Source organism: Bradyrhizobium sp. CCBAU 51627 (assembly GCF_028128765.1).
Lineage (GTDB): Bacteria > Pseudomonadota > Alphaproteobacteria > Rhizobiales > Xanthobacteraceae > Bradyrhizobium.
The window spans coordinates 1,023,262-1,046,410 of record NZ_LBJG01000024.1 but is presented as its reverse complement, the minus strand read 5'-3'; the positions used below and the strand labels follow the sequence as shown (position 1 = coordinate 1,046,410).

At 63.3% G+C, this 23,149-nt stretch carries 28 protein-coding genes; 13 read left to right on the top strand and 15 right to left on the bottom strand.

Annotation, left to right across the window (positions count from 1 at the left end):
• The first annotated feature begins 21 nt into the window (after positions 1–21).
• Both XH88_RS19770 and XH88_RS19765 read left to right on the top strand, forming a co-directional pair.
• Entirely contained in the window at positions 22–549 is a 528-nt protein-coding gene (locus XH88_RS19770; RefSeq protein WP_271669918.1) for a DUF3124 domain-containing protein, read from the top strand.
• Positions 550–617: 68 nt separating this feature from the next.
• Positions 618–1,850 carry an aminotransferase-like domain-containing protein gene (locus XH88_RS19765; protein WP_271669917.1) on the top strand — a complete coding sequence of 411 codons (1,233 nt, stop codon included), beginning with the start codon at positions 618–620 and terminating at the stop codon, positions 1,848–1,850.
• Here the strand turns inward: XH88_RS19765 and XH88_RS19760 are convergent.
• Positions 1,847–2,119 carry a helix-turn-helix domain-containing protein gene (locus XH88_RS19760; RefSeq protein WP_092298948.1) on the bottom strand — a complete coding sequence of 91 codons (273 nt, stop codon included), beginning with the start codon at positions 2,117–2,119 and terminating at the stop codon, positions 1,847–1,849. The two genes, XH88_RS19765 and XH88_RS19760, sit on opposite strands and share 4 nt — an antisense overlap.
• A gap of 157 nt (positions 2,120–2,276) precedes the next feature.
• On the opposite strand from XH88_RS19760, the gene XH88_RS19755 reads away from it, so the two are divergent.
• Positions 2,277–2,741, top strand: coding sequence for a hypothetical protein (locus tag XH88_RS19755; RefSeq protein ID WP_271669916.1), 465 nt, complete (start codon positions 2,277–2,279; stop codon positions 2,739–2,741).
• A 194-nt stretch (positions 2,742–2,935) separates the two neighbouring features.
• Here XH88_RS19755 and XH88_RS19750 read toward each other — a convergent pair whose 3' ends face one another.
• Positions 2,936–3,130, bottom strand: a complete 195-nt coding sequence (locus XH88_RS19750; protein WP_271669915.1) for a hypothetical protein — start codon at positions 3,128–3,130, stop codon at positions 2,936–2,938.
• 369 nt (positions 3,131–3,499) lie between these two features.
• On the opposite strand from XH88_RS19750, the gene XH88_RS19745 reads away from it, so the two are divergent.
• Positions 3,500–4,375, top strand: a complete 876-nt coding sequence (locus XH88_RS19745) for a tyrosine-type recombinase/integrase (protein WP_271669914.1) — start codon at positions 3,500–3,502, stop codon at positions 4,373–4,375.
• 7 nt (positions 4,376–4,382) lie between these two features.
• Entirely contained in the window at positions 4,383–5,582 is a 1,200-nt protein-coding gene (locus XH88_RS19740; RefSeq protein WP_271669913.1) for an IS91 family transposase, read from the top strand.
• Positions 5,583–5,956: 374 nt separating this feature from the next.
• Here the strand turns inward: XH88_RS19740 and XH88_RS19735 are convergent, their stop codons facing one another.
• The gene (locus tag XH88_RS19735) at positions 5,957–6,949 is read right to left on the bottom strand and encodes an ABC transporter substrate-binding protein (protein ID WP_271669912.1); all 993 of its coding nucleotides are present in this window, start codon (positions 6,947–6,949) and stop codon (positions 5,957–5,959) included.
• A gap of 537 nt (positions 6,950–7,486) precedes the next feature.
• Between XH88_RS19735 and XH88_RS19730 the strand changes: the two genes are divergently transcribed.
• Complete coding sequence (locus XH88_RS19730; protein WP_271669911.1) at positions 7,487–7,870, top strand: COG4315 family predicted lipoprotein; 384 nt, start codon at positions 7,487–7,489, stop codon at positions 7,868–7,870.
• Between the two features lie 183 nt (positions 7,871–8,053).
• Here the strand turns inward: XH88_RS19730 and XH88_RS19725 are convergent, their stop codons facing one another.
• The 6 genes from XH88_RS19725 to XH88_RS19700 all read right to left on the bottom strand — a co-directional run bounded on the left by XH88_RS19725 (position 8,054) and on the right by XH88_RS19700 (position 14,834).
• Positions 8,054–9,508: a tetratricopeptide repeat protein gene (locus XH88_RS19725; protein ID WP_271669910.1), complete on the bottom strand. Its 1,455-nt coding sequence runs from the start codon at positions 9,506–9,508 to the stop codon at positions 8,054–8,056.
• Between the two features lie 228 nt (positions 9,509–9,736).
• A complete protein-coding gene (locus XH88_RS19720) occupies positions 9,737–10,555 on the bottom strand; it encodes an aldo/keto reductase (RefSeq protein WP_271669909.1) in 819 nt (272 codons plus the stop codon).
• A gap of 272 nt (positions 10,556–10,827) precedes the next feature.
• Positions 10,828–12,393, bottom strand: a complete 1,566-nt coding sequence (locus XH88_RS19715) for an alkaline phosphatase D family protein (RefSeq protein ID WP_271669908.1) — start codon at positions 12,391–12,393, stop codon at positions 10,828–10,830.
• Positions 12,394–12,511: 118 nt separating this feature from the next.
• On the bottom strand, positions 12,512–12,931 hold the full coding sequence (locus tag XH88_RS19710) for a hypothetical protein (protein ID WP_271669907.1): 420 nt from the start codon (positions 12,929–12,931) through the stop codon (positions 12,512–12,514).
• A gap of 107 nt (positions 12,932–13,038) precedes the next feature.
• The gene (locus XH88_RS19705; protein WP_271669906.1) at positions 13,039–14,040 is read right to left on the bottom strand and encodes an NAD(P)H-dependent flavin oxidoreductase; all 1,002 of its coding nucleotides are present in this window, start codon (positions 14,038–14,040) and stop codon (positions 13,039–13,041) included.
• A 56-nt stretch (positions 14,041–14,096) separates the two neighbouring features.
• Positions 14,097–14,834 carry an SDR family oxidoreductase gene (locus XH88_RS19700; protein WP_271669905.1) on the bottom strand — a complete coding sequence of 246 codons (738 nt, stop codon included), beginning with the start codon at positions 14,832–14,834 and terminating at the stop codon, positions 14,097–14,099.
• A gap of 150 nt (positions 14,835–14,984) precedes the next feature.
• Between XH88_RS19700 and XH88_RS19695 the strand changes: the two genes are divergently transcribed.
• Positions 14,985–15,449: a winged helix-turn-helix transcriptional regulator gene (locus XH88_RS19695; RefSeq protein WP_271669904.1), complete on the top strand. Its 465-nt coding sequence runs from the start codon at positions 14,985–14,987 to the stop codon at positions 15,447–15,449.
• A 160-nt stretch (positions 15,450–15,609) separates the two neighbouring features.
• On the opposite strand, the gene XH88_RS19690 is transcribed toward XH88_RS19695, so the two are convergent.
• The 4 genes from XH88_RS19690 to XH88_RS19675 form a co-directional block, all read right to left on the bottom strand.
• Positions 15,610–17,229 (bottom strand): DHA2 family efflux MFS transporter permease subunit, encoded by a 1,620-nt coding sequence (locus XH88_RS19690; RefSeq protein WP_271669903.1) that lies wholly within the window; start codon positions 17,227–17,229, stop codon positions 15,610–15,612.
• Entirely contained in the window at positions 17,226–18,383 is a 1,158-nt protein-coding gene (locus tag XH88_RS19685) for an HlyD family secretion protein (protein WP_271670397.1), read from the bottom strand. Before XH88_RS19685 ends, XH88_RS19690 begins: the two co-directional genes overlap by 4 nt.
• A 185-nt stretch (positions 18,384–18,568) precedes the next feature.
• The gene (locus XH88_RS19680; RefSeq protein WP_271669902.1) at positions 18,569–18,727 is read right to left on the bottom strand and encodes a hypothetical protein; all 159 of its coding nucleotides are present in this window, start codon (positions 18,725–18,727) and stop codon (positions 18,569–18,571) included.
• A gap of 39 nt (positions 18,728–18,766) precedes the next feature.
• Positions 18,767–19,141 (bottom strand): PRC-barrel domain-containing protein, encoded by a 375-nt coding sequence (locus XH88_RS19675; protein WP_271669901.1) that lies wholly within the window; start codon positions 19,139–19,141, stop codon positions 18,767–18,769.
• A 153-nt stretch (positions 19,142–19,294) separates the two neighbouring features.
• On the opposite strand from XH88_RS19675, the gene XH88_RS19670 reads away from it, so the two are divergent.
• From XH88_RS19670 to XH88_RS19645, 6 genes are all read left to right on the top strand, one after another.
• Entirely contained in the window at positions 19,295–19,522 is a 228-nt protein-coding gene (locus XH88_RS19670) for a hypothetical protein (protein WP_271669900.1), read from the top strand.
• A gap of 80 nt (positions 19,523–19,602) precedes the next feature.
• The gene (locus XH88_RS19665) at positions 19,603–20,154 is read left to right on the top strand and encodes a DUF4142 domain-containing protein (protein WP_271669899.1); all 552 of its coding nucleotides are present in this window, start codon (positions 19,603–19,605) and stop codon (positions 20,152–20,154) included.
• 193 nt (positions 20,155–20,347) lie between these two features.
• Positions 20,348–21,238 carry an SDR family oxidoreductase gene (locus tag XH88_RS19660; protein WP_271669898.1) on the top strand — a complete coding sequence of 297 codons (891 nt, stop codon included), beginning with the start codon at positions 20,348–20,350 and terminating at the stop codon, positions 21,236–21,238.
• Positions 21,239–21,338: 100 nt separating this feature from the next.
• Positions 21,339–21,914: a phosphatase PAP2 family protein gene (locus XH88_RS19655; RefSeq protein ID WP_271669897.1), complete on the top strand. Its 576-nt coding sequence runs from the start codon at positions 21,339–21,341 to the stop codon at positions 21,912–21,914.
• Positions 21,911–22,258, top strand: a complete 348-nt coding sequence (locus tag XH88_RS19650; protein ID WP_271669896.1) for a DUF3147 family protein — start codon at positions 21,911–21,913, stop codon at positions 22,256–22,258. Before XH88_RS19655 ends, XH88_RS19650 begins: the two co-directional genes overlap by 4 nt.
• On the top strand, positions 22,258–22,707 hold the full coding sequence (locus tag XH88_RS19645; protein WP_271670396.1) for a hypothetical protein: 450 nt from the start codon (positions 22,258–22,260) through the stop codon (positions 22,705–22,707). The genes XH88_RS19650 and XH88_RS19645 overlap by 1 nt, the downstream gene beginning before the upstream one ends.
• A gap of 6 nt (positions 22,708–22,713) precedes the next feature.
• Here the strand turns inward: XH88_RS19645 and XH88_RS19640 are convergent, their stop codons facing one another.
• Positions 22,714–22,863 carry a hypothetical protein gene (locus XH88_RS19640; protein WP_271669895.1) on the bottom strand — a complete coding sequence of 50 codons (150 nt, stop codon included), beginning with the start codon at positions 22,861–22,863 and terminating at the stop codon, positions 22,714–22,716.
• A gap of 25 nt (positions 22,864–22,888) precedes the next feature.
• On the bottom strand, positions 22,889–23,047 hold the full coding sequence (locus XH88_RS19635) for a hypothetical protein (RefSeq protein ID WP_164938826.1): 159 nt from the start codon (positions 23,045–23,047) through the stop codon (positions 22,889–22,891).
• Positions 23,048–23,149 lie beyond the last annotated feature (102 nt).

The window sequence follows — 23,149 nt, the reverse complement described above, 5'->3', positions numbered from 1 at the left end:
GGCAAACGAGCAATTCGTCACATGTCAGCAGGCATCGTTGCCGCAATGCTGCTATGCCCCCTCGCCTTCATTGGGCCGGCGGCCGCGCAGCCCAAGGCGAATCTTGAGCAGACCTTCGCCGATTCGCTTCAAGCAATGCCGAAGGAGGAGCTCGCCGTCTCCGGCGGCTTCTACGTGCCGGCCTATTCGAGCGTCGCGATGAGCCATGGCAAGCTGCGCGTCGATTTCTCGGTGACCTTGAGCGTCCACAACGCTTCCGAGACGCAAGCCCTGGTGGTCAGGCGCATTGCCTATTTCGACACTGCAGGCAAGCAAGTCGAGAGCTATCTGAAGGCGCCGGTCGCGGTGAAGCCGCTCGCCTCCATCTCGGTGTTCATTCCGACAGACGACGTGCGCGGCGGGACCGGAGCCAATTTCATCGTCGACTGGGCCGCAGCGAGCGAAATCGCCGAGCCTGTCGTCGAGGCCCTGATGGTTGGCGGCGTCGCCAATGCGCATTACGCTTTCATCAGCCAGGGACGACCGACCCGGACGGTAGGCAGGAAGTAAGGCAGGCCGGCACCAAGCCGGCCGCTCAATAAGAACAACGCTCAATAAAAACAACGAGGAACGCTCCCATGACGTCCAGCTTCGATTTCGCGCCCCTGTTTCCCGCAGGGCTGCCGGCCCCTTCCGCGCGCTGGACGGGCCTTGCCAAATACAGCTTCGTCGGCGGCAACAACGATTCCGAGCAGGTGCCGCTTGACGAGCTGATCGAGGCCGCCAATCAGGCCCTGCAACGCGAGGGCCGGTCGCTCGCCACCTACGGACTGGCGCATGGCCCTCAGGGTTATGTGCCGCTGCGCGAGTTCCTGGCGACGAAACTGAAACGCGATGCCGGCATCGTCTGCACAGTCGACGATCTCCTGCTCGTCTCCGGCTCGCTCCAGGCGCTCGACCTCGTCAACAACACGCTGCTGACGCGCGGCGACACCGTGATCGTCGAACAGGAGACCTATCAGGGGGCGCTGCAGAGGCTGACGCGGCTGGGCGTCAACACCGTCGGCATTCCGCTCGACCGGGACGGCATGCGGATGGATGTGTTGGCCTCCGCGCTCGCCGACCTCAAGAGCCGTGCTATCCAGCCGAAGTACATCTACACCATTCCGACCGTGCAGAATCCGACCGGCAGCATCATGCCGGAGGACCGTCGCGCCGAATTGCTGCGGCTGTCGGCCGAATATGGCGTGCCCATCTTCGAGGACGATTGCTATGCCGACCTGGTCTGGTCGGGAGAGCGCCCGCCTGCGATCTACGCGATGAGCCAAAATGGCGGCGTCATCCATATCGGCTCGTTCTCGAAGTCGATCGCGCCGGCGCTGCGCGTCGGCTTCATCGTCGCACCCTGGGATGTGATGTCGCGGATGCTGGCGCTGAAGACGGACGCGGGCTCCGGCGCGCTGGAGCAGATGGTGCTCGCCGCCTATTGCCATCAGCATTTCACAAGCCACGTGCCGGCGCTGACCAGGGCGCTGCGCACCAAGCTCGACACACTGATGGAAGCCCTCAACGAGCAGTTCGGGACGGCGGCCGAGTTTAGGGAGCCCAAAGGCGGCATCTTCCTGTGGGTCAAGCTGCCCGACCAGGTCGATACGCTCAAGCTCTACCAGGCTGCGCTTGCCGCCGGTGTTTCGATCAATCCCGGACCGGAATGGTCGACCGACAAGAGCCATTCAGGCTCGCGCCTGCGGCTGTGCTTTGCGAGCCCTTCGCATCAGCAAATCCGCGAGGGCGTCGCCGTTCTCGCCGAAATCTGCCGCAAGGAGTTCGGCGTGCCGGCCCGCAGTGCCAACGTGGAGAAACGGGCCTAAGCGGCCTGGGGCTGGCTGCCATGGATCGCGGAGGCGAGCCGCAGCAGCAGCACGATCGAAACGTTGCCTTTACCGGCTTCGATCTGGGCGATGTAGCGCTCTGAAATCCCGGAACGGCGGGCCAGCTCCCGGCGCGACAGCTCGCAACGGGCGCGCGACGATCGCAACCGCTCGCCCAATTCGGCCAGAAACGCAGTCTCGGAATAAGGCGGTACGGCACAGCTCCCCGGCAGCACCTCGCCCGCGAAATCCATCACTTGATTCAGCATCGCTCTCACCACGTTCGCCTTCGGGAGCGCCATCTTACCCCCGACGCGACCGGCCTCATTGACGCGGATCAAATTCACGCGCGATCGGCGGCTGCCGTGGACGACCGCGACGGGGATGCTTACACTTGGAATTTCTCGAGGCGGGGCCTTTTGAAACATGACGCGTTGTTTGAGCCGCTGGACTGCGGCGGCGGTGCTTTGGATTGCGTTCACGTTCCCCGGGCGTGCCGAGACGCTTGCGGCGACGGTCGCGCAGTGGGGCTTGCTCGGCTCATGGGCGGTCGATTGCGCGGCCAAGCCCGACCGCAACACGGGTGCCCTGCTTACTTACGAAATCCGGAAGGATGGCCGGGTGATGTACCGGCGCGATTTCGGCGACGTCAAGGACGAGAACGAGGTGGTGTCCGCCACCGTCAACGCCGAAGGCCTGCTCAATGTGATGGTCTACTTCCCGTCGCTTCGGCAGACACGCGAATTCGGACTGATGCTTGCCGAGAACGGCAGCCTGCGCGCGATCTACAATCGCAACGAGCGCGGCGAGTACACGATCAAGGACGGCAAGAACGTGAAGACCGGCGCACCAACACCTTCGCAGCAGCGCTGCTCTGAACAATCGTCCTGACCCTGAACATCCATTCAGAATTCTCTTCCCGCTCCTCCGGAACGTTCATGCGGATGCACGGTTTAACTTTGCATTCGCCGCGATGGTGTCAGTGGCGCAATCGCAAATGGCGTGTCGATAGCAAAAGCAGAAGGCCACTTTGTTCGTGGCCTCCTCGACCGTGGCTTACGCCTGAGGAACGCCAGTGTTGGCGCTTACATTCTTGCGCCGGGGACTCCGGCCGTTGTAGCAAACTGGTTCCAGACCTCGGCTCCGCTAAAGACAATTTTGCAGGCTCCGTAATCCTGGCGCTGTGTGCTGCACACTGCCTCGGCGCCGCCCGTGACTGCGCCCAGCTCGGCGTCCGCGAGCTCTGAGATGTTCTCGTCGCAAGTAAGCAACTTGTTCATGGTAACCTCCGTTTGTTGCTGAAATCGAAGGTCCCGCCTTCGATGGACTCATCATATGTGAACGAGAAATGAGAGCAGTGACTCCGATCACAGAAGGATTTTGGTCCGCGAACTCGATGCCGTCCTAAGTGAGGGCGGCCGATCTGGGTCAAAACGCGAAGAACTCAGGTTGAGCAAATCTGGTCCGCTCTGGCGCGATGAGCGGGCCGCCGTCGGACGCAGCGCAACTTCGCAAATGGGCCACAGGACTAAACCGCTCGCGCGGTAGGCCGGTGCGGCAGGCAGCGCGGTCAAGCCGATAGCGCCAAGGGGCGTCCTGTCTTGAGATCGAGGGGTTGCAACAACCTCACTCAAGACAGGAGCATCCCCATGACCGACGAGGCAATGAGCCCGTTGCGCCGGCGCATGATCGAAGACATGACTATCCGCAAGTTGGCCCCGAAGACCCAACATGACTACGTGCAAAGGGTCAAGAACTTCGCGGCGTTTCTCGGTCGCTCGCCCGATACGGCGAGCTTCGAGGACGTGCGGCGCTACCAGCTGCATCTGGCGGCGAGCGGCGTTGGCGTGCCGACCATCAATCAGACCGTCTCGACCCTGCGGTTCTTTTTTAAAGTCACGCTCAGGCGCCACGAGATCGTCGAGCACACCCATGTCATTCACGAGCCGCGCAGGCTGCCGGTGGTGCTCAGCGTCGAGGAGGTGGCGCGGCTGCTCGATGCTCCGCCGGGGCTGAAGTACAAGGCGGCATTGAGTGTGGCTTATGGCGCCGGCCTGCGCGCCAACGAGGTCGTCTCACTCAAGGTCGCCGACATCGACAGCAAGCGGATGATCATCCGCGTCGAGCAGGGCAAGGGCGGCAAGGACCGCAACTTGATGCTGTCCCCATACCTGCTCGAACTGCTGCGCGCCTGGTGGAAGGCGGCGCGGCCGCAGGGCTGGATGTTCCCCGGCCGCGATCCGGCCCAGCCGATGACCACGCGTCAGCTCAATCGCGCCTGTCACGCCGCCGCCCAGATGGCGGAGATCAACAAGCGCGTCTCGCTGCACATCTTGCGGCACAGCTTCGCCACTCACCTCCTGGAGCAGAACATCGACGTCCGCGTCATCCAGGTGCTGCTCGGTCACGCCAAGCTCGACACCACGGCGCTCTATACCCGCGTCGCCACCAAGACCATCAGCGCGGTCATGAGCCCGCTGGAGCACATTGCGCTCAAGCTGAAGGAGATCCGGCCGCCCGGCTGACGCACCCGTGTCGCGCCCGGCCTTGGAGGTTGCGGACATCTTCCGCGACCATGGCCCGGCATGGCGCCAAGCCCACGCCAGCCATGTCAGCCTCGACCAGCTCAAGGTGATGTCGGCGATCGAGCGCTGCCGCACGGCAGCCCTCGGCGGCCATGTCGCGCGCTGTGAGGACTGCGCCTATACGGCCATCGCCTACAACTCCTGCCGCAACCGGCATTGTCCGAAGTGCCAGGGTGCGGCCGCAAAGGAATGGCTTGCCGACCGCGAGGCCGAGCTGTTGCCGGTGCCGTACTATCATGTCGTGTTCACGCTGCCGGCAGCCATCGCCGACATTGCTTACCAGAACAAGGCCATCCTCTACGATCTCCTGTTCAAGGTCTCGGCCGAGACCATGCTGACGATTGCCGCCGATCCGAAGCACCTCGGGGCCAGGATCGACATCACCTCCGTGCTGCACACCTGGGGCTCGGCGATGACCCATCACCCCCACGTGCACATGATCGTGCCAGGCGGCGGCATCTCGCCCGACGGCCTGCGCTGGGTCTCCTGCCGACCAGGGTTCTTCCTCCCCGTGCGCGTGCTCTCCCGCCTGTTCCGGCGAGTGTTCCTGGAGAAGCTCGTCGCGGCCCACCAAGCCGGCCGCCTGAGCTTCTTCGGCGAACACGCCCATCTCGCCGAGGCGCAATCCTTCGCGGCTTATCTCGCACCGCTGCGCAAGGCCGAATGGGTTGTCTACGCCAAGCGGCCGTTCGGCGGGCCAGAGGCAGTGCTGGCTTATCTGTCGCGGTATACTCACCGCGTCGCCATCGCCAACCGCCGCTTGATCGCCTTCGACCAGCACGGCGTCACCTTCAAGTGGAAGGACTATCGTATCGAAGGGCGCGATCGATACAAGCAGATGACGCTCGGGACCTTCGAGTTCATCCGCCGCTTCCTCATCCACGTACTGCCAGAAGACCTGCACCGCATTCGCCACTACGGCCTGTTTGCCAAAGGCTCTTGCGCCGACAATATCGCCCATGCCCGGGAGCTGCTCGCCGCTGCAAAACCTGACGGTCACCCTACCGCTGCAGCCGTCGATCCCAGCAAGCCCGCCTGTCCATGCTGCGGCGGTCGCATGATCATCATCGAGTTGTTCGCGCGCGGCGCAACGCCACGGCATCGGCCGACAAGTCCAGCAACTGTCATCAGGATCGATACCTCATGACCGCGTCACGATCCGGCAAATCTGTTCATTGCGCCTATCGCCTCTCGACCGGCCACGGCAGGGCGCGCTCAGACATCCGCCTGCCTTCGCACATCGTCCGGCAACTTTTGCAGTTCGACGCCATCCGTCGCGCATTCGTCAGCCGCTTCGCTGTCACACAACTCGTTGCGACGGCTCCATCCAAATCAGCCGGCCCGCCCGCGGCGCTTAAATCCCCATAGCTCCTGCCGCACCGCCCCACGTTCCCTCATGCGCGGTTTCCTCCCTTGGAGGCTTTCGGACGCCGGCCGCCGAATGTGCCGCCCCGTCAGTGATGCGGCCGGCATCCGAAACCCTTCACACTTGCGGACTCATGCGCTGCAGCAATTGCGTCCCTATTCGATGACCTCGTCAGCGCGGAGGAGCATCGTGGCTGGCACGTCGATCCCCTGCGCCTTGGCCGTCTTGAGGTTGATGACCAGCTCAAATTTGGTCGGTTGCTGAAACGGAATATCTGCCGGTTTCGCGCCCTTGAGGATGTCGGCGATTTGGCCGGCGAGGCGGCGATAGATGTCCACATAGTCGGCTCCATAAAACATCAGTCCGCCGATATCGACAATAATGGGAAAGGGGAAGATCGCCGGCAACCGACGTTCCGCAACCAATCTGACCAGCGCAGTCCGATGGACGAGGTGCAGGCCATCAAAGGAGACAAGAAGCGCATCCGCCCGATCTTGGTCCATCGATTTGAAGGCGCGCTCGTATGCTGCCTCGTCGAAGGTCGTCAAGAGGACAGGGATCAATGAAATGCCCGCACGTTTCGCTGCTTCTTGGGCTGCAACGCCATATTGGGATTTCCACAGCCGCTCCGATGCCAGACAAAACACGTTGGACAGTTTTGGCTCGAGCTCTTTGAGAAGCTCGATCAACTTACCATAGAGTTCGATGCCAGCATCGGCGCTTGTGCCGGTGATGTTTGCGTCGGGATGAGCGAGGCTTTGGGTGAGTCCCTGAGCAATCGGATCGGCAGCTAGTGTGACGACGGGAATCTCGGTGGCCGGCGTTTTCAAGACCAGCGTCGGCAGGCTCCCCTCGGCAAATATCACGTCGGGGCGCGTGCCCACCACGTCCCGGGCCAGTTCCGCAAGGCGCTCCGGTCGAGCCTCGAAGTAATGCTCGGTCACGAGGTTCTGGCCCTCGAAGTAGCCGCGGCGGTTCAATTCCTCGTAAAAAGCGCGATGGTATCGATCCGCATCCGCCCTTTGGTCGGCGACATTGAATGCTTGGCTTACATACGCGAGGCGCTTCGCCTTTGCGGTCTGCTGCGCCACCGCTGGCCGCATCGCCGTCGCAAGCATTAGGCCGCCAACGAAGTCTCGCCGCTTCATCGATCACCTCGTCGGCTAGCAAGCAGTGCTGACGGTGCGTTTTCGTGCGTACCCAGCACACGCGTATTGAAGCGAACAAAACGAACGGAGACAAGGACCCATGCGTCCGCCTTGGGTCATTCGCGTCGATCGGCTGTGACTGCGGTCGCGTCCGGTCTACCCCAAAGAGCTGACTGTCAACGCGAGTACGGAGGTTCGACGCTAAGGGCATAGTTGCGGACGATGACCGCCTCTTCGGCGCCTCTCTGACGGGTACCGGCGCCCTCGATGGGCGGGCTGAGGGTATCTTGAAGGTTATCTCAGGCGTGGCTAGGCTCCTTGCGGGAGGAGCGATCTGGAAGGAGCTGCGCGATGATTCATTCTCGGCCCCCGTGGCGTTCCCTTCGACCCGCGTGGACTGGAGGGGTTGTTACCCTTCTGGTTCAGCTCTTCCTCGTCGCCACCGTCCACGCCCAGCCGGCCCCCGGCAAAACAGCGCCGGAGAATTGCATTCTGGGACCCGGAGCTCAGCCGCCGAACTGCGTCGCGAATTTGACGGTGACCGCCAACCCCACACTGGGCAATATCCTGACCGACGCCAGGGGCTACACCCTGTACTACTATGACGATCCAACCTCCGCAGCCGCGAAGGACCCCTTAAGCTGCCCCTACGGTCCGCAGCTCGGTCGAGCCCCGACAGGCAAAATCGCGACGTGCATCACGGCTTGGCCGCCCGTTCTTACGTCGGATATGCCGACCACTCCACCGGGAGTAACTGGTACGTTGGGCGTGGTAGTCCGCACTGACCTGCACAACATCAAGCAGGTCACATTTCAGGGCGCCCCCCTGTACTACTTCTGGCGGGACGAGGCGCCTGGCGAGGCCAAGGGCCGGGGCGTAAAAGCCTTCGGCGGTAACTGGCCGGTGGTAACGGTCCCTTGAGAACCCACAAGAACCTGCTTGCCTCTTGAAGAGGAAGGTCTGCAATGGGTCAGACGCGACGGTTTGGCCCGGCCTAAGTTAGGTCCGGTCTCTCCCTGACAGCCGACATGTCCTTGGCCGTGGGATGCGGCAACGGTGAGCCAATTCCCGATGAAGCTCAGCGTTAGGCCTCGCGAACCAAGGTCAGGCTGCGCTCAGGGGAAAGCGCTCAACCTTGCGTCCCTGGCGCAATTCGATTGCAGCGCCGCGGCAGAGCGCATAGTCCGTCAGGACCGGGCGGATCGCATCAAAGAGTGCGCGGGCGTTCGGGCCATAAAGGAAAAGCTGCACATTTTCCGGACCGTGCTCGTGACCGTCGAGTTCGCCCGCATCCGTCTCGTCGAGCCGGCGTTCGAGCCTGACCTCAAGGGTGTGCAGATCGCATTGCGCATAGACCTCGGCGGGAAGGCCAATGCCGTCCAGCGTGACGAGTACGGTGCCATTGGACTTGCGCTTGACGGGTTGCTTGGCGGGTTTCGGAGCCGCGCGCGGGGTCGGCGGTGCCTTGGTCTCGAGCAAGGCGGCTGCGCGTGCGCGCAGCGCGGCGGCCTCGGCGGCGCGGTCCAAGGCCTCGAGCACCTCGGCCTCGTTGCTCAGCTTTTCTGCAAGCTTCTCTCGATTGACGTTTGGAAGCGCCTCCATGACGGCGCGGGCGCGGCCGAACCACTCCAGCGCGGCTTCCTTCTCGCCGGCATCGCGGCGGATTTCACCCTGTGTGCCAAGGGCGTGGGCGAGAAACTCGCCGCCGACCGGGGTCAGGATTTCGACCGCGCGGTCGGCCTCGGCCCGGGCGCGCGCAAAATCGCGTTGGCGGCGGTAGACATTGGCGATGTTGTTGTGCAGGTTGCCTCGCTGCGTCGTCGTCGTTTTCGGGTCGCGCTCGCGCGCCTCGCGCACTTTTTCATACCATGCGAGCGCCTCTTCGAGGCGGTTCGCCCGGCTCGCCAGCACGCCGAGGTTAAGCCATGCGGTCGCGGCCTGGTTGCTATGGTCATTCGCGGCGAAAATGTCCGCGGCCTCACGGAACGCCGGCGATGCATCGTCTGGCTGGGACCTGAGGATAGCGTTGCCGAGATCGAGCAAGGCGTGAGCGAGCAGCAGGTCCGGGCCCGAGCCGCGGATCAGGTCAATCGCCTCGCGTAGCACGACCGCCGCTTCGGCGGAGAAGCCGAGACGCACGAGGCAGCGACCAGCGCGCCAAAGACGACCGGCCACTGCTTCGGGATGACGACGGGTCAGGGCGACGGCTTGCTGGCAATAGGGCAGTGCGCGGCGATGTTCGTTTCGGTCCATGAGCGCGTCAGCGATCACGTCGACGCTCGCCAGCGTCCGGCTCGGCTCAGTGAGGCTCTTGAGCACCGCCATGGCCTTGGCGGCGCGCTTTCCCATCGCCCCGCTTTGCCCGCACGCGGCGTGGCATGTTGCCGCCGCGAAATGCGCGGCGGCTCTCATTTCGCGGGCGTCGGCATCGTCGCGCGTTTCGAGCTGGGTCAGGATCGCGTCGAAGACGTCGATCATCTTCGGATTGCCGGCGCGCGCTTCGCGAAGGCCCAGCTCCAGGGCGGCCGCGCAATCGTCGAACATGGCAACCAGATCCATTCCGCGCGTGCTCCTATTCCTGTGATGGATAAGCTACGCAGCACCAGTTAGTAATGGTTTAGCGGCTTGGCGCTAACGAGGGGATGAGGCTACCTGTGACGTGCGCTCGGGGTCAAAATGCTCCTCTCGGCAGGCATCGTTACCTTGGTTGGGCCATGATGTTGGCTAACGGTTTATGAAAGCAAAGCAGCGAAAGTGCGCTAGTAGTCCCCGATCACTTGCACAACCCTAGTCCCAAGCCGGCGCGAAGCCGGGGTTAACGCAGCGCTTGTCCTTCGGCAGCGCGGCAATCTTCTTGCGATCGGCCTCATCCAGCTCGATCTTCAGCGCATCCAGATTGGCCTGCTGGCTCTCGCGGCGCGAGGCCTTCGGGATCGCGGCGACGCCATCCTGGTCGAGCAGCCATTTCAGCGCGACCTGCGCCGCGCTCGCATTGTGCCTCGCGCCGATCTCGGCGAGCACCGGGTCGGAGGCAAAGCGTCCTTGCGCGAGCGGGCAATAGGCGACCAGCGGGATCGATTTCGCCTTGAGATAGGCCAGCAGCTTCGATTGATCCAGCATCGCGTGATATTCGACCTGGTTGCAGGCAATCGGTGCCCTGACGTCCTCGACCGCAATCTTCAGCAAGGCCGTGGTGAAATTGGCGACGCCGATCGCCCGCGTGCGCCCCTCTTCCTTCAGCTTCATCAAGCTCTCGAACACCGCGCCCCAGTTTGCCGAGCTCGACGGCCAGTGCACCAGATAAAGGTCGACGTGGTCGAGCCTGAGCTTCTTCAGGCTGGCATCGAAGGCGCGGCGGATCGCATCCGGCGCCAGGTTCTCGTGCCAGACCTTGGTCGTGACGTGCAGCTCGCCGCGCGGCACGGAGCTAGCGGCGAGCGCGGCGCCGATCGCCTCCTCGTTGGCATACATTTCGGCGGTGTCGATGTGGCGGTAGCCGATGGACAGCGCGCTCTCGACAGCTTCACGACAGACGTCGCCCTGCATCCGGAAAGTCCCGAGGCCGAGCTTGGGCATGCTGATGCCCTGTGTTTTCAGATGATCCATGGAATGGGCTCCTGAGATATTTCAGCCCGCCGGATACGCGCGGCATGCCGCGAGAGCAGACTCTTCGGTCATGGAAAAGAGGTGGCGGGAGCAGACATCATAGCGCGGCGGGCGCACCGCGGCTAATCAAGATCGGGTTAGCTCGGGACGCACGAGCTATCCCCGGCGTCATGGCCGGGCTTGTCCCGGCCATCCACGCCTTGCGGCACGAAGAACGTGGATGCCCGGGGACAAGCCCGGGCATGACGACTGGGCTAGGAGTTGCCCTTCCCTCACGAATGCTGCGCCACGACCGCGGGGCGCGCCCGCGGCTGGGGCACGATGTCGACTGACCAGAGGTCGCGGTTGTCGACGTCCTTCAAGGTTACGGTCATCACGCCGCTCCGGCCGTCGATATCGACGCGCCCGAAGAACTGCAGCCCGAAGCACGGCGCGAGATTCTCGCCCTGAGCCTCGCTGCAACCGTTCCGGTACATCGCCACCGGGCCAAAGGTGTTGTCGAGCTCGCCGGGGCCCCAGGTGCCGGCGTGGAGTGGACCGGAGACGAACTCCCAGAATGGCTCGAAATCCTGGAATTGCGCCCTGTTCGGATCGTAGTAATGCGCGGCGGTGTAATGCATGTCAGCGGTGAGCCAGACGATGTTGCGGACGCCAGCGCGCTTGATTGAGGCGAGCAGATCAGCGATCTCGTGCTCGCGCCTGTCAGGCGGGCCGTCGCCGAGGGCGATGGCGTCGAGACTGATCAGCCCGATCGGCAGGTCGGCCGCAACCACCTTCCAGGTCGCGCGGGAGGCCGCGAGCTCCCGCTTCAGCCAGGCAAGCTGCTCGGCGCCGAGAATCCAGCCGCGGTGATCGCGGCCCTTGTTCCAGGTCTCGTCGCGATAGCTGCGCATGTCGATCATGAAGACGTCGAGCAGCGGACCATAGCCGATCTTGCGATAGACACGCCCCTGCCGTGCGCCGCGGTCGCGGATCGGCATGAAGTCGAAGAAGGCGCGGCGGGCGCGCGCAACCAGGCGCGGCGTGCCGTCATCCTCATAGCCGGACGCGTCATAGCTGCCGGTCGGCGACCAGTCGTTGGTGACCTCGTGGTCGTCCCATTGCGCAAACATCGGCACTTGCGCATGGAAGGTGCGGAAGTTCTCGTCGAGGTGATTGTATTTGTAGTTGCCGCGGAATTGCGCGAGCGTGTGCGCGACTTGCGCTTTCTCCTCGGTCACGAGATTGCGCCAGATCTCGCCGTTCGGCAGCTCTTGCTCGGAGGGAATCGCGCAGTCGGCATAGATGTGATCGCCGGAATGGATGAAGAAATCCGGATGGCTCTCGAGCATCGTGCGGTAGCTGCGATAACCGCCACGCGAGATGTCGATGCCCCAGCCCTGCCCCGCAACATCACCAGACCACAGGAACGAGATCGACTGCCCTGTAGCCGGCGCGGTACGGAAATGTCCGATGCGGCTTTCGCCGGCGATGCCGGTCGCGATGTCCTCGAAGCCGACGCGATAGAAGATGTCCTGCCCGAGCGGCAGGTCGCCGAGCTGCAGCTTTGCGGTGAAGTCTGTATCGGGCAGCGCATCACGTGACGCCGACGCGATGATGGTCTTGAAACTCTCGACGGTCGAGCATTCGACCTGCATGCGCGCCGGCCGGTCCGCGCGCGCCCATATCACGGCGGAGCCTGCCGAGACGTCTCCGGACTGGATTCCGGCGGCGATCCCCGGGCGATCGGCGGCACGGCTGATGCCGGGCTTTGCGAGCGAGGCGGTCGCCAGAGCAGAGGTGGAGCGAACCAAAAACTGCCGCCGGGTCCATGCGCGCGGGGCGCGGAGCGTTGCCATCAAGGAGACCTTCGTCGAATCGCGACGGAAGGTGCCTGCTCCGTTTGACAGCTAGCTTACGTTTCCTTGACTCCGCGCCGACGCTTTTGCGACGCGATGGTGACGATCTCGAACCAGCTCAGCGCTTCCAGTTGCAGATGCCGCCGGAACGGCACGGCCAGGTCTGGATGCGCGTATCCATGGCCTGCGCATTAAGCGGATTGCCATGGCGATGCGCAAGCTTGGTGCGGGCCGCGCCGCGCGGCTGCACCCTCTTCGTGTGAGCGATCTTCGGCTCGGACTCGTGCACGCGCTCGGCCGCGACTTTCTTCGGCACGTCGATCGGTTCGATACGCGCCTGCGCCTCGCCGCCCCCCTTCGCCTCCAGCGCAACCGGCGCGAAATGCGTTTCGGGTCCGAGCCGCTTCGGCGACAGGACGGCCTTGGAGAGATCGAGACCGAGATACTCGTCGGGCTTGTACTCGTCAGCGCGCGCGATACCACCCACTGCAAGCACGAAGGCAATGGCAACCGCAAATGGAACGCTTTTCAGGACCACGGACGCCTCCTGAAATGGATTAGTTAAGGAGTAATTTACTGCTATTTAGGAGGCGTCGCGCGCAATTCCAGCGGCCAGTTGCCGCCGTGGTTAAGAAGTTGGCGGTGTCAGGCGACCTTTCGCGTCGCACCCGTCCCATCCAGGAACCCGATCAGGCGGCTGCGGATGATATGTTCCGCCTCGGTCATGATGCGATCGACGAGTTCCTTGCAGCTGGGAATGTCATGGATGAGGCCCGCGACCATGCCGCAGCTCCAGGCCCCGGCATCCATCTGCCCGTCCAGCATGATCTTGGGATAGACGCCCGCGACTTGGTCGTGGATGTCGTCGATGCTCAGCTTGGCGCCTTTCTCGCGCTCGATTTCGAGCAGGCGATCGACATTGGCGTTCTTCAGCACGCGCTCGGTGTTGCGCAAGGCACGCATGATCAGCCGGGTGTCGAGCTCGGTCGCCGCGACCAGCGCGTTCTTCACGTTCTGATGGACGGGTGCTTCCCTGGTGGCGATGAAGCGCGTGCCCATGTTCATGCCTGATGCGCCCAGCGACAAGGCTGCGACGAGACTGCGCCCGTCGGCCATGCCGCCGGAGGCCACGAACGGGATCTGCAACTCCTCCGCCGCGCGCGGCAGCAGGATCATGTTGGGAATGTCGTCCTCGCCGGGGTGGCCACCGCATTCGAAGCCGTCGACGCTGACGGCGTCGCAGCCGATGCGCTCGGCCTTCAGCGAATGACGGACCGAGGTGCATTTGTGGATCACCTTGATGCCGGCCGCCTTCAGCGCCGGCATGTATTGCTCCGGGCTACGGCCCGCGGTCTCCACCGCCTTGACGCCGCCCTCGACGATGGCCGCGATGTATTCCGGATAAGGCGGTGCCGAGAAGGTCGGCAGGAAGGTGAGATTCACGCCGAACGGCTTGTCGGTCATGTCGCGGCAGCGCGCGATCTCCTTGGCGAGCAATTCCGGCGTCTTCTGCGTGAGGCCGGTGATGATGCCCAGCCCGCCGGCATTGGAGACGGCGGCCGCCAGCTCGGCAAAGCCGACGAAATGCATGCCGCCCTGGATGATCGGGTGCTCGATGCCGAACAGTTCGGTGATCGCGGTCTTCACTTACATATCCTCCCGGATTTGCTCGAAATCAGTCTAGCCGGACTTTTGCGCCGCAGTCACCACTTCTCGCCGAACGGGCGGATCTCCATCTCGAAGGTCCAGGCGCTCTTGGGCTGCTGATAGAGCTGCCAATATGAATCGGCGACGGCCGACGGCGGCATCAGAAGATCGGGATTGTCCAGCGCGTTGGGCCCGAGCGCCTCGAGCCGGCGCTGCCGCACCCATTCGGTGTCGACGCCGGAATCGATGATGAGATGGGCGACGTGGATGTTCTTCGGTCCGAGCTCGCGCGCCATCGCCTGCGCCACGGCGCGCAAGCCAAACTTGGCGCTGGCAAAGGCGGCAAAGCCGCTGCCGCCGCGCAAGCTCGCGGTCGCGCCGGTGAAGAAGATGTTGCCGCCGCCGCGCGGCAGCATCAGCCGCGCCGCCTCGCGCCCAGCGAGGAAACCGGAATAGCAGGCCATCTCCCAGACCTTGCGAAACACCCGCTCGGTCGTGTCGAGGATCGGAAAATTGACGTTGGCGCCGACATTGAAGATGCAGACCTCCAGCGGAGCGTGCTGATCGGCGTCGTTCAGGAAGGAGATGACCTCTTCCTCTTTGCGCGCGTCCAGCGAGCGCGCGTGGATCTCGCCGCCGGCCGTCTCGATGTCCTTGACCAGCGGCGCGAGCTTGTCGCCGTTGCGTCGGCCCGCGTAGATCGAAAAGCCTTCGGCGGCGAATTTCCTGGCAATCTCGGAGCCGATGAAATCGCCGGCTCCGATCACGGCCGCAGTCGCATTTCGCTTGGGCAAGGCTGCCTCCTCCGGTGAGAGCATCGTTGGTGCCGAAGGCTATAGTTCTAAAATAGAACTGTCAAACGGCGCAGCGAAATGCTATTCGACGGTGAAATATCATTGTCTATTCAAGTCAGTTCCTTTTTTAGACCTAAGACGGAGAGGACCATGAAGTGGGATACGCTGGAGGAAGAGTCGTGCTCACTGTCGCGCACCGTGGCCGTGGTCGGCGACCGCTGGACGCTCCTGATCCTGCGTGAGTGCTTCCTGCGCGTGCGCCGCTTCGAGGCGTTCCAGTCGTCACTCCAGATCACGCGGCATCTGCTGTCGGAGCGTCTGAAGAAGCTGGTCCGCTTCGGCATCCTGCGCCGCGTGCCCTATTCCGAGACGCCGAAGCGCTACGAATACATCCTCACGCAGAAGGGGCTCGACCTCTATCCGGTCATCATGGCGATGGTGCATTGGGGCGACACCCACATGAGCGACGAGCGCGGCCGCCCGCTGCTGCACGAGCACAAGAGTTGCGGCAAGCTGTTCGATCCGGTGATGGTGTGCTCGGAATGCGGCGAGCCGCTGCATGCGAAACAGGTGCACGTGCATCCGGGGCCGGGGCGGATGGAAGCGACGGGGTGAATCAGGCGGGTGCGCCTCTCGACATCGTCATTGCGAGGAGCTCGCGACAAAATCGCGAAGCGATTTTGCGCTGATGCGACGAAGCAATCCAGAGTCCCTCCGCAGAGGCAGTCTGGATTGCTTTGCTGCGCTCGCAATGACGAGAGTGGCGGCGGTTTTGTCAATGGCCCCGCGCAGGTGCACCTAGATCGATCGGACGCAGCACGGCCGCCGCCGGGATCATCAGCACGGCGACGATCGCGAGGGTCCAGAACACATCGATATAAGCGAGGAAGTCGACCTGCTGCTGCAAGGTTTTGCCGACCCAAGCCACCGCTTGCGACGCCGCATCGCTCGCATTCGAGCCCTGGCCCTGGAAGTAGCGCGTCATCGCGTCGATGGTCTGCTGGTAGCCGAGGTCGGATGGCGCGGCGTGCTCGATCAGGCGGCTCTGATGGAACTGCTGGCGCTGGGCGAGAAGCGTCTGCGCCAGCGCTACCCCCATGGAGCCGCCGATATTGCGCCCGACATTGATCAGGGCGGAGGCCTGGTTGGTTTGCTCGGGTGGCAAGCCCTCATAGGATGCCGTCGTCACCGGAAGGAACAGGAAGGGAAGAGCGACCGCGAGATAGATCCGCGCCAGCGCGGCATAGCCATAGGTGATGTCCGCGGTAAGTCCGGTCAGGTGCCACATTGAAAGCGCAGCGACTGCAGCGCCGAACATAATCAGATATTTCGGCTGCACCATCGTGACCAGTCGCCCCGCCACCGGCATCAACATCATTGTCACGACGCCGCTCGGCGACAGCACGAGTCCCGCCAGCATCGCGGTGTAGCCCAACTCGGTCTGCAAGAGCTGCGGCAACAGCTGCGTCGTTGAGATCAGGACTGCAAACGTGCCGAGCATGACCAGGAAACAGGACCCGAACTGCCATCTACCGAGCAGGCGGATGTCGACGATGGGATCATCCCGCGTCAACTCCCATGGGATCAGCGCGAGCAGGCAGAAGGCGGAGAGCAGCGCGAAGGACACGATCATGTTCGAACCGAACCAATCGTTGCGCTGGCCTTCATCGAGCACGAATTCGAGCGCGCCGAGCCCGATCGCGACGAGCAGGAAGCCGATGTAGTCAACGCGCAGCCCCTTGCTCAGCAGCTTCTCCCTCTCCTCTTCCGCGCCCGACGGCTCCTTGACCAGCGTGCCGACCAGGAAGAGCGACAGCAGCCCCATCGGCACGTTGATCAGGAAGACCCAATGCCAGCTATAGGTATCGGTGATCCAGCCACCGAGCGTCGGGCCGATCACCGGCGCGACGACCACGGCAATGCCATAGATGGCAAAGGCCTGGCCGCGCTTCTGCGGCGGGAACGAATCGGCAAGGATCGCCTGCTCGCTGGTGGCCATGCCGCCGCCGCCGAGGCCTTGCAGGATGCGGAACAGCACCAGCGCCTGCAAATTCCAGGCAAAACCGCACAGCAACGAGGCGACCGTGAAGGTGGCTACGCACATCATGTAAAAGCGTTTGCGGCCGATGACGGTCGACAGCCAGCCGGAGATCGACAGCACGATGGCATTGGCGACGAGATAGCTGGTGATGACATAGGTGCTCTCGTCGATGCCGACGGCAAGTCCGCCGGCGATGTGGCGCAGCGCGACATTGGCGATCGTAGTGTCGAGCACCTCCATGAAGGTGGCGATCGAGACCACGAAGGCAATGAGATATGGATTGTGGCCGCCGGCGGCCGAACGCTCCGGCGACCAGCCTCCGGCGGAGGCGCCGTCCTGGGTGGCGTCGGTCATCGCACTTTGACCCAGGGCACGACCGACATGCCGGGACCGACAGGCAGATCAGCCGGCCAGTTGTCGACCACGATCTTCACCGGCACGCGCTGCACCACCTTGACATAGTTGCCGGTGGCGTTCTCGGCCGGCAGCAGGCTGAAGGCGGTGCCCGAGCCCGGCTGCACGGAATCGACATGGCCGGTCAGCTTGCGTCCCGGATAGGCATCGATGCGAATCTCGACCGGCTGACCCGGCCGCATGTCGTCGAGCTGGGTCTCCTTGTAATTGGCGACGATCCAGACATCGTCGGGCACGAACATCATCAGGCTCTGCCCTGCGGTCACGAACGTGCCTTTGGCGCCCGAGAGCTTGACGACGCGGCCGGACTGCGCGGCCACGACGCTCGTGTATTGCAGGTTCAGCCGGGCCTGATCGAGTTGCGCCTGCGACTGCTGGAGCTGCGCCTTGGCGCCTTCGAGCTGGGCCTGCAACGTCTTGATGCCGACCTGCGCGGCGATCACCGCGGTCTTGGCGCGCTCGGTGTTGGCTTGCTGGGCCTGAAGATCGGACCGGGTTTGCTGCTGACGCTGCACGGTGCCGGCGCCCTTCTCGACCAGATCCTGTGCGCGGTTGAACTCCTCCTGCGAGAACTGGAGCTGCGCCTGTGCCTGCTCCAGTTGCGCCTGGGCCTGCTTGATCTGCTCCTGCTGGGAATCGATCTGCGCCTCGACATTGCCGATATTGGCCTTGGAGACTTCGACCTGTGCATTGGCCTGGTCGACGGCGATGCGATAGTCACGCTCGTCGATCCTGGCGAGGAGATCGCCAGCGTTGACATGCTGGTTGTCGGTAACCGGGACATCGGTGACGTAGCCGCCGACTTTCGAGGCCACGGAAAAGCTGCGCGCGGCAACGAAGGCGTCGTCGGTGGACTCATAGTGGCGGACCTCGAGCCAATAGAGCAGACCGCCGGCCAGAGCGACGACCAGCACGATCGCGCCGACGACCGACAGCAGCCAGTGCGCGCGAAGTCGTTCGCGCAGCGACGGCGCCTTGTCCGATTTCCCGGACTGTTCTCTGGTCTGGTGCTTGGGGTCAGGCGAATTCTTTGGAGCTTCCACCTTCTGAGGCTGCTCCGCAGACGGCCCACGCTCCCGGGTTTGAGCATCCACTGCGAACACCTCGATCGGGATTATGGCTGCGGCGAACGGCTTGGCCACGCGCACACGCCGGAGCCTAACCGCAGGCCTGGGGCATGGTTCCGGGTTGCAAAAGCACCGCCGTCATTCGTGAATGCATTGCGCAAAAAGAAACGCGGTGCTTTCTGCGCCGCGCTTCATGAATCGCCCGCACGCGGTCAGTGCGTCTTGGTCTCGTTCCACTTCTCCAGATCCGGCTTTTTGTCGCCGGATTTCTGTTCCTTCTCTGGATTGCCCTTCCAGGGCTTGTCCGTCTGGGCGTGCGATCCCCAGTCATTCTGCTGCCGGGGATCATCGGTGGGCTTTTCCTGGCTCATCGAATTCCCTCTCGCTGACCGTTAAGGTCTGTGCCCCCGTCAAGCGACGGGAACGCCGTAATAGGCGTTGATACCGCGCGTGGCCGCCTCGTCGCCCCAGTTCCAATCGCTGCGCTCGCCATATTTCGGCGCGCCTTCGAGCGCCTTGGCGGTGATGCCGGTGACATAGCCACCAAGCTCGGTGTCGTATTTCAACGACTGCCACGGCAAAGGATAGTGATCGTTGCCGAGGCCCAGAAATCCACCGAAACCAAGCACGGCGTACGATACCTTGCCGCTCACCTTGTCGATCATCACGCGCTCGATCGAACCGATCCGGTTGCGATCGGAACCGTAAACCGATGTTCCCTCGACCTTGTCGCTGCCGATCAGCCGTCCCATCTCGCTGCGGTCCAGCTCACCTTGGTTCAACATCTCAATCCTCCACTCAGCCAATACGTGAACCAACTGGCTCGAAGGGGTGATCGTTCCAGAAAACAGGGGGCGGGATCTTGCGGCTGAACAGGAACATCGCCGGAAACGTACGGTTCTCAGTGTTCGCGTCAGGAAACCGAGATGAGGTGAACCATGAGCGACTTCCGTGACATTCAGCATGGCGTCAACGATCCTGTCGACGGCGTCGATGTGAAGTACCGGATCAACGCCAACCAGACGCCGCATGAGCGGGCACAACATCATGCCGACGTGCGCGCCGATCCCTCGGCCTCGCCTTCCGAGCCGTTCCTGCCGGAACGGTTGCGTCGGAAGCCGACCGATCCGATCAACCCTCGCACCGGCCGCAATCCCAGGGATTAGGAACCTCGGACCCAAGGTTGTGTTGGTCGCCGCGAGGACTGGCGCGGCAAGGCCGCGCGACCACACAGAGGGACCGAACCATGAAACGTGCCGTCATCGTCTTTGCCTGCGTGCTCTTCGCAGGCCCCGCGCTCGCCCAGTCGATTGGGGAGAAGACCGGCGTCAATTCGGCGCTCGGCGTCGCACCCAAGACCGCCGATTTCGTCAAGGAGGTCGCGATCAGCGACATGTTCGAGATCGAGTCGAGCAAGCTTGCCGAGCAGAAGGGCAACGCCCAGGAGAAGAATTTCGCGCAGCAGATGATCACCGACCACACCAGAACCAGCGGCGAGCTCAAAGCCCTTGTCGGTGACGGCAAGGTGCAGGCGACACTGCCGACCGCGGTCGACAGTTCGCACCAGAGCAAGCTGGACAAGCTCAAGAACGCCTCAGGCAGGGATTTCAGCTCGGACTACAATTCCTACCAGGTCAGCGCGCACGAAGCTGCGATCTCGCTGTTCGATCGCTATTCCAAGGGCGGTGACAACGCCGCGCTGAAGGATTGGGCCGACAAGACGCTGCCGGCACTCAGGCATCATCTCGACATGGCCAAGGAACTTGGCAGAGCGCCGAGCGTCGGACAATCGAAGTGAGACTTTCCGAGGACGCCGGTTCTGCCGGCGTCCTCGTTAGCAACGATGCCCCTCTCCGCTGGTTGAGATCGCAAAATCGCGGAGGCCTTCATGGCACATCACGACGAGACTTCAGTAACCCGTCGGCGCATCGTTCACGCGGCAAGCGCAACGCTCGCCGCTGGCACCATCGACGGCGAAAGGAAACACTGATATGGCCGAGCAAGACCTGATCGATCCCGTCGCCCGCCATCCGAAGCCGCCGTTCAAGAAGCAGTCGCAGCCTTGGCCGGGCCTCGCCGGCAAGATGGAGCCGCGCCCCGATCATGGCGAGACCAGCTACGAGGGCTCCGGCCGGCTCGCGGGCCGCAAGGCGCTGATCACTGGCGGCGATTCCGGCATGGGCCGGGCGGCCGCAATCGCCTATGCGCGCGAAGGCGCCGATGTCGCCATCAATTATCTGCCGGCGGAGGAGCCAGACGCGCAGGAGGTCATCGCGCTGATCAAGAAGGAAGGCCGCACGGGCCTTCCGATCCCCGGCGACCTCAAGGACGAAGCGTTCTGCAAGAAGCTGGTCGAGCAGGCCGTGCAAGGCCTCGGCGGGCTCGACATCATCGTCAACAACGCCGCCCGCCAGCAGACACGCGCGTCCATCCTCGATGTCTCCTCGGAAGATTTCGACGCGACCATGAAGACCAACATCTACGCGCCGTTCTGGATCATCAAGGCGGCGCTGCCGCATCTCAAGCCGGGATCCTGCATCGTCGGCACGACGTCCGAGCAGGCTTACGATCCCTCGCCCGATCTCTACGACTACGCACAGACCAAGGCGGCGACGATGAACTACGTGAAGTCACTGGCCAAGCAGCTCGCTTCCAAGGGCATTCGCGTCAACGGCGTCGCGCCCGGACCGATCTGGACGCCGCTCCAGGTCTCCGGCGGCGCCACGATGGAGAAACTTGAAAAGTTCGGCGGCATGACACCGCTTGGCCGCCCCGGTCAGCCTGCAGAGCTCGCCTCGATCTACGTACAACTCGCCGCGGCTGACGCCAGCTATGCGACCGGCCAAGTGTACGGCGCCGCCGGCGGATCAGGCCAGCCTTAAGAACCACCGGACCGGGAGATTCGGAACCGTCGGGCCGGAATATTCGTTGTCATACGAGCGCAACAAAATCGCCAGGAAGATAGCTCGTCAGCAACGGCCCATGGCACTGGTAAGTGTAGAACCGACCCACGCTGATCATGCGATCGCCAACGAGATCGCCAAGCACACCAACGCGCGGCTAGAGCATGCGGCCGAGGCACTGACCTGGGGAGCCGACGAGCATATTCTGATAGGACTTGCCGCAGCAGGATGGATCTACGCCCAGCTGCGGCAGCCGACACATCGCCCGACTGCAAATCACGTGTTGCTGGTATCGCTGGTCACGGCCCTGCTTCCGCACGTCCTAAAATCCGTGTTCGACCAAACGAGACCGGACCGGCTGACGGCCGTCGGCCACTGCCGCGGCATTCCGATATCAGGGCGGTCCCGAGACGCATTTCCGTCCGGCCATGCCGTGCACATGGGCGCCCTCGCCTCCGCCGCAGGTCGGCTTCCAACGAAGCCGCGCCGTGTCGTTCGCGCTCTCGCCGTGGGGCTTTCATTGACACGCATCGTCCTGCTCGCTCATTGGGCGAGTGACGTGCTGGCCGGCTTCACCTTGGGCATTGCCATCGAGAGACTTCTCCGTCCGCTTACGCTCAGCCGGGCGCGCATGGCATCCCGGACGCGGCGATGACGGAATACCTTGTCCGCTTTATCGCAGGTGGCGTTGTCGTCTCTGCCTTCGCGATCCTCGGTGACATGCTAAAGCCGAAGAGCTTTGCCGGACTTCTCGGTGCGGCGCCGTCCGTCGCGCTCGCCACGCTCGGCATCGCCGTGGTTCAGCACGGCACAAAATACGCTGCCGCAGCCAGTTGGACCATGATCTATGGTGCGGCAGCTCTCGCCTGCTACAGCCTCGCGGTCTGCCATCTCCTGATGAGGTTTCGTATCACGGCGCTACCGGCGACCATCATCGCTTTCGTCGTATGGCTTGTGGTCGCCTTTGTCCTGCTCGCGGGTTTCGGAGGTGCCGCATGATGCCGGTCCGGCTATCATGGTCTGCTCTGAAGCAAACGCATTGGTACGAGTTCGGCGTTCGCTTTCTGCTCGGCGGAGCGGCCACGGTGTTCGCGGGCTTCGTGAGCGCGCGCTGCGGCGTCGCCGTCGGCGGGCTCTTCCTCGCGCTCCCTGCCATCTTCTGCGCCAGCGCGACGCTGATCGAAAGCCACGAGCGCCGGACCAAAGAGAAGGCGGGTCTCTCGGGACGAAGGCGCGGACAGCAGGCTGCAGCTCTCGATGCTGCGGGCGCCGGCCTGGGGAGCATCGGTCTTGCGGCGTTCGCCGCTACCTTCTATGCCCTGGTTGCGGCGAGCGTGATCGAGGCATTCGCCGGCGCCATCCTCGTGTGGGCTACGGTGTCGGTATCGGCCTGGTGGCTGAGGCGGAAGCTCCGCAGCACGTCTCATGCCATGCAGACCGAGCGTTGAGGGCGATCAGCGAGAAGCCGTCTCTTCCCGCAGCATCAGGAAACCATACATCTCGGCCGCGGTGTGCAGCTGATCGATGCGGGCAACGACGGAGTCACGCTGATGACCAGCCGGCAGGCGCGATAGCTCATGCTCGAGCCGCCGCTTCTGCTCCATGAGGCGCTGTTCAAAGGTATGGGGCTCAGATCGTTTTCGCATCTTCCGTCCTTGGCGGTTGCAGGCCGGGGCTGTTGGCCCAACGCTCGACCTGATCGATGACCTTCTGGTGGCTGGGGCGCACCGGTTTCGATGCTTCGGGTTCTTCCGACAGTTTGCGGGGTAACCTGACTTCATCGGTCATGGCGGCTCTCCCTTTTCACTCAAATGCGCCAGCGCGGGAGTCGTTTCAATCTTATCTTATTGACTTATTTGAGTATTTTTACTCATTTGGCGATCTTGGCGA

What these genes read in the sequence shown, in the direction of transcription:
- XH88_RS19770 (WP_271669918.1), top strand. Translation starts at nt 22, where the DNA reads ATGTCAGCAGGCATCGTTGCCGCAATGCTGCTATGCCCCCTCGCCTTC.
- XH88_RS19765 (WP_271669917.1), top strand. Translation starts at nt 618, where the DNA reads ATGACGTCCAGCTTCGATTTCGCGCCCCTGTTTCCCGCAGGGCTGCCG.
- XH88_RS19760 (WP_092298948.1), bottom strand. Translation starts at nt 2,119, where the DNA reads ATGCTGAATCAAGTGATGGATTTCGCGGGCGAGGTGCTGCCGGGGAGC.
- XH88_RS19755 (WP_271669916.1), top strand. Translation starts at nt 2,277, where the DNA reads ATGACGCGTTGTTTGAGCCGCTGGACTGCGGCGGCGGTGCTTTGGATT.
- XH88_RS19750 (WP_271669915.1), bottom strand. Translation starts at nt 3,130, where the DNA reads ATGAACAAGTTGCTTACTTGCGACGAGAACATCTCAGAGCTCGCGGAC.
- XH88_RS19745 (WP_271669914.1), top strand. Translation starts at nt 3,500, where the DNA reads ATGACCGACGAGGCAATGAGCCCGTTGCGCCGGCGCATGATCGAAGAC.
- XH88_RS19735 (WP_271669912.1), bottom strand. Translation starts at nt 6,949, where the DNA reads ATGAAGCGGCGAGACTTCGTTGGCGGCCTAATGCTTGCGACGGCGATG.
- XH88_RS19725 (WP_271669910.1), bottom strand. Translation starts at nt 9,508, where the DNA reads ATGGATCTGGTTGCCATGTTCGACGATTGCGCGGCCGCCCTGGAGCTG.
- XH88_RS19720 (WP_271669909.1), bottom strand. Translation starts at nt 10,555, where the DNA reads ATGGATCATCTGAAAACACAGGGCATCAGCATGCCCAAGCTCGGCCTC.
- XH88_RS19715 (WP_271669908.1), bottom strand. Translation starts at nt 12,393, where the DNA reads ATGGCAACGCTCCGCGCCCCGCGCGCATGGACCCGGCGGCAGTTTTTG.
- XH88_RS19695 (WP_271669904.1), top strand. Translation starts at nt 14,985, where the DNA reads ATGAAGTGGGATACGCTGGAGGAAGAGTCGTGCTCACTGTCGCGCACC.
- XH88_RS19690 (WP_271669903.1), bottom strand. Translation starts at nt 17,229, where the DNA reads ATGACCGACGCCACCCAGGACGGCGCCTCCGCCGGAGGCTGGTCGCCG.
- XH88_RS19680 (WP_271669902.1), bottom strand. Translation starts at nt 18,727, where the DNA reads ATGAGCCAGGAAAAGCCCACCGATGATCCCCGGCAGCAGAATGACTGG.
- XH88_RS19675 (WP_271669901.1), bottom strand. Translation starts at nt 19,141, where the DNA reads ATGTTGAACCAAGGTGAGCTGGACCGCAGCGAGATGGGACGGCTGATC.
- XH88_RS19670 (WP_271669900.1), top strand. Translation starts at nt 19,295, where the DNA reads ATGAGCGACTTCCGTGACATTCAGCATGGCGTCAACGATCCTGTCGAC.
- XH88_RS19665 (WP_271669899.1), top strand. Translation starts at nt 19,603, where the DNA reads ATGAAACGTGCCGTCATCGTCTTTGCCTGCGTGCTCTTCGCAGGCCCC.
- XH88_RS19660 (WP_271669898.1), top strand. Translation starts at nt 20,348, where the DNA reads ATGGCCGAGCAAGACCTGATCGATCCCGTCGCCCGCCATCCGAAGCCG.
- XH88_RS19655 (WP_271669897.1), top strand. Translation starts at nt 21,339, where the DNA reads ATGGCACTGGTAAGTGTAGAACCGACCCACGCTGATCATGCGATCGCC.
- XH88_RS19650 (WP_271669896.1), top strand. Translation starts at nt 21,911, where the DNA reads ATGACGGAATACCTTGTCCGCTTTATCGCAGGTGGCGTTGTCGTCTCT.
- XH88_RS19645 (WP_271670396.1), top strand. Translation starts at nt 22,258, where the DNA reads ATGCCGGTCCGGCTATCATGGTCTGCTCTGAAGCAAACGCATTGGTAC.
- XH88_RS19640 (WP_271669895.1), bottom strand. Translation starts at nt 22,863, where the DNA reads ATGGAGCAGAAGCGGCGGCTCGAGCATGAGCTATCGCGCCTGCCGGCT.
- XH88_RS19635 (WP_164938826.1), bottom strand. Translation starts at nt 23,047, where the DNA reads ATGACCGATGAAGTCAGGTTACCCCGCAAACTGTCGGAAGAACCCGAA.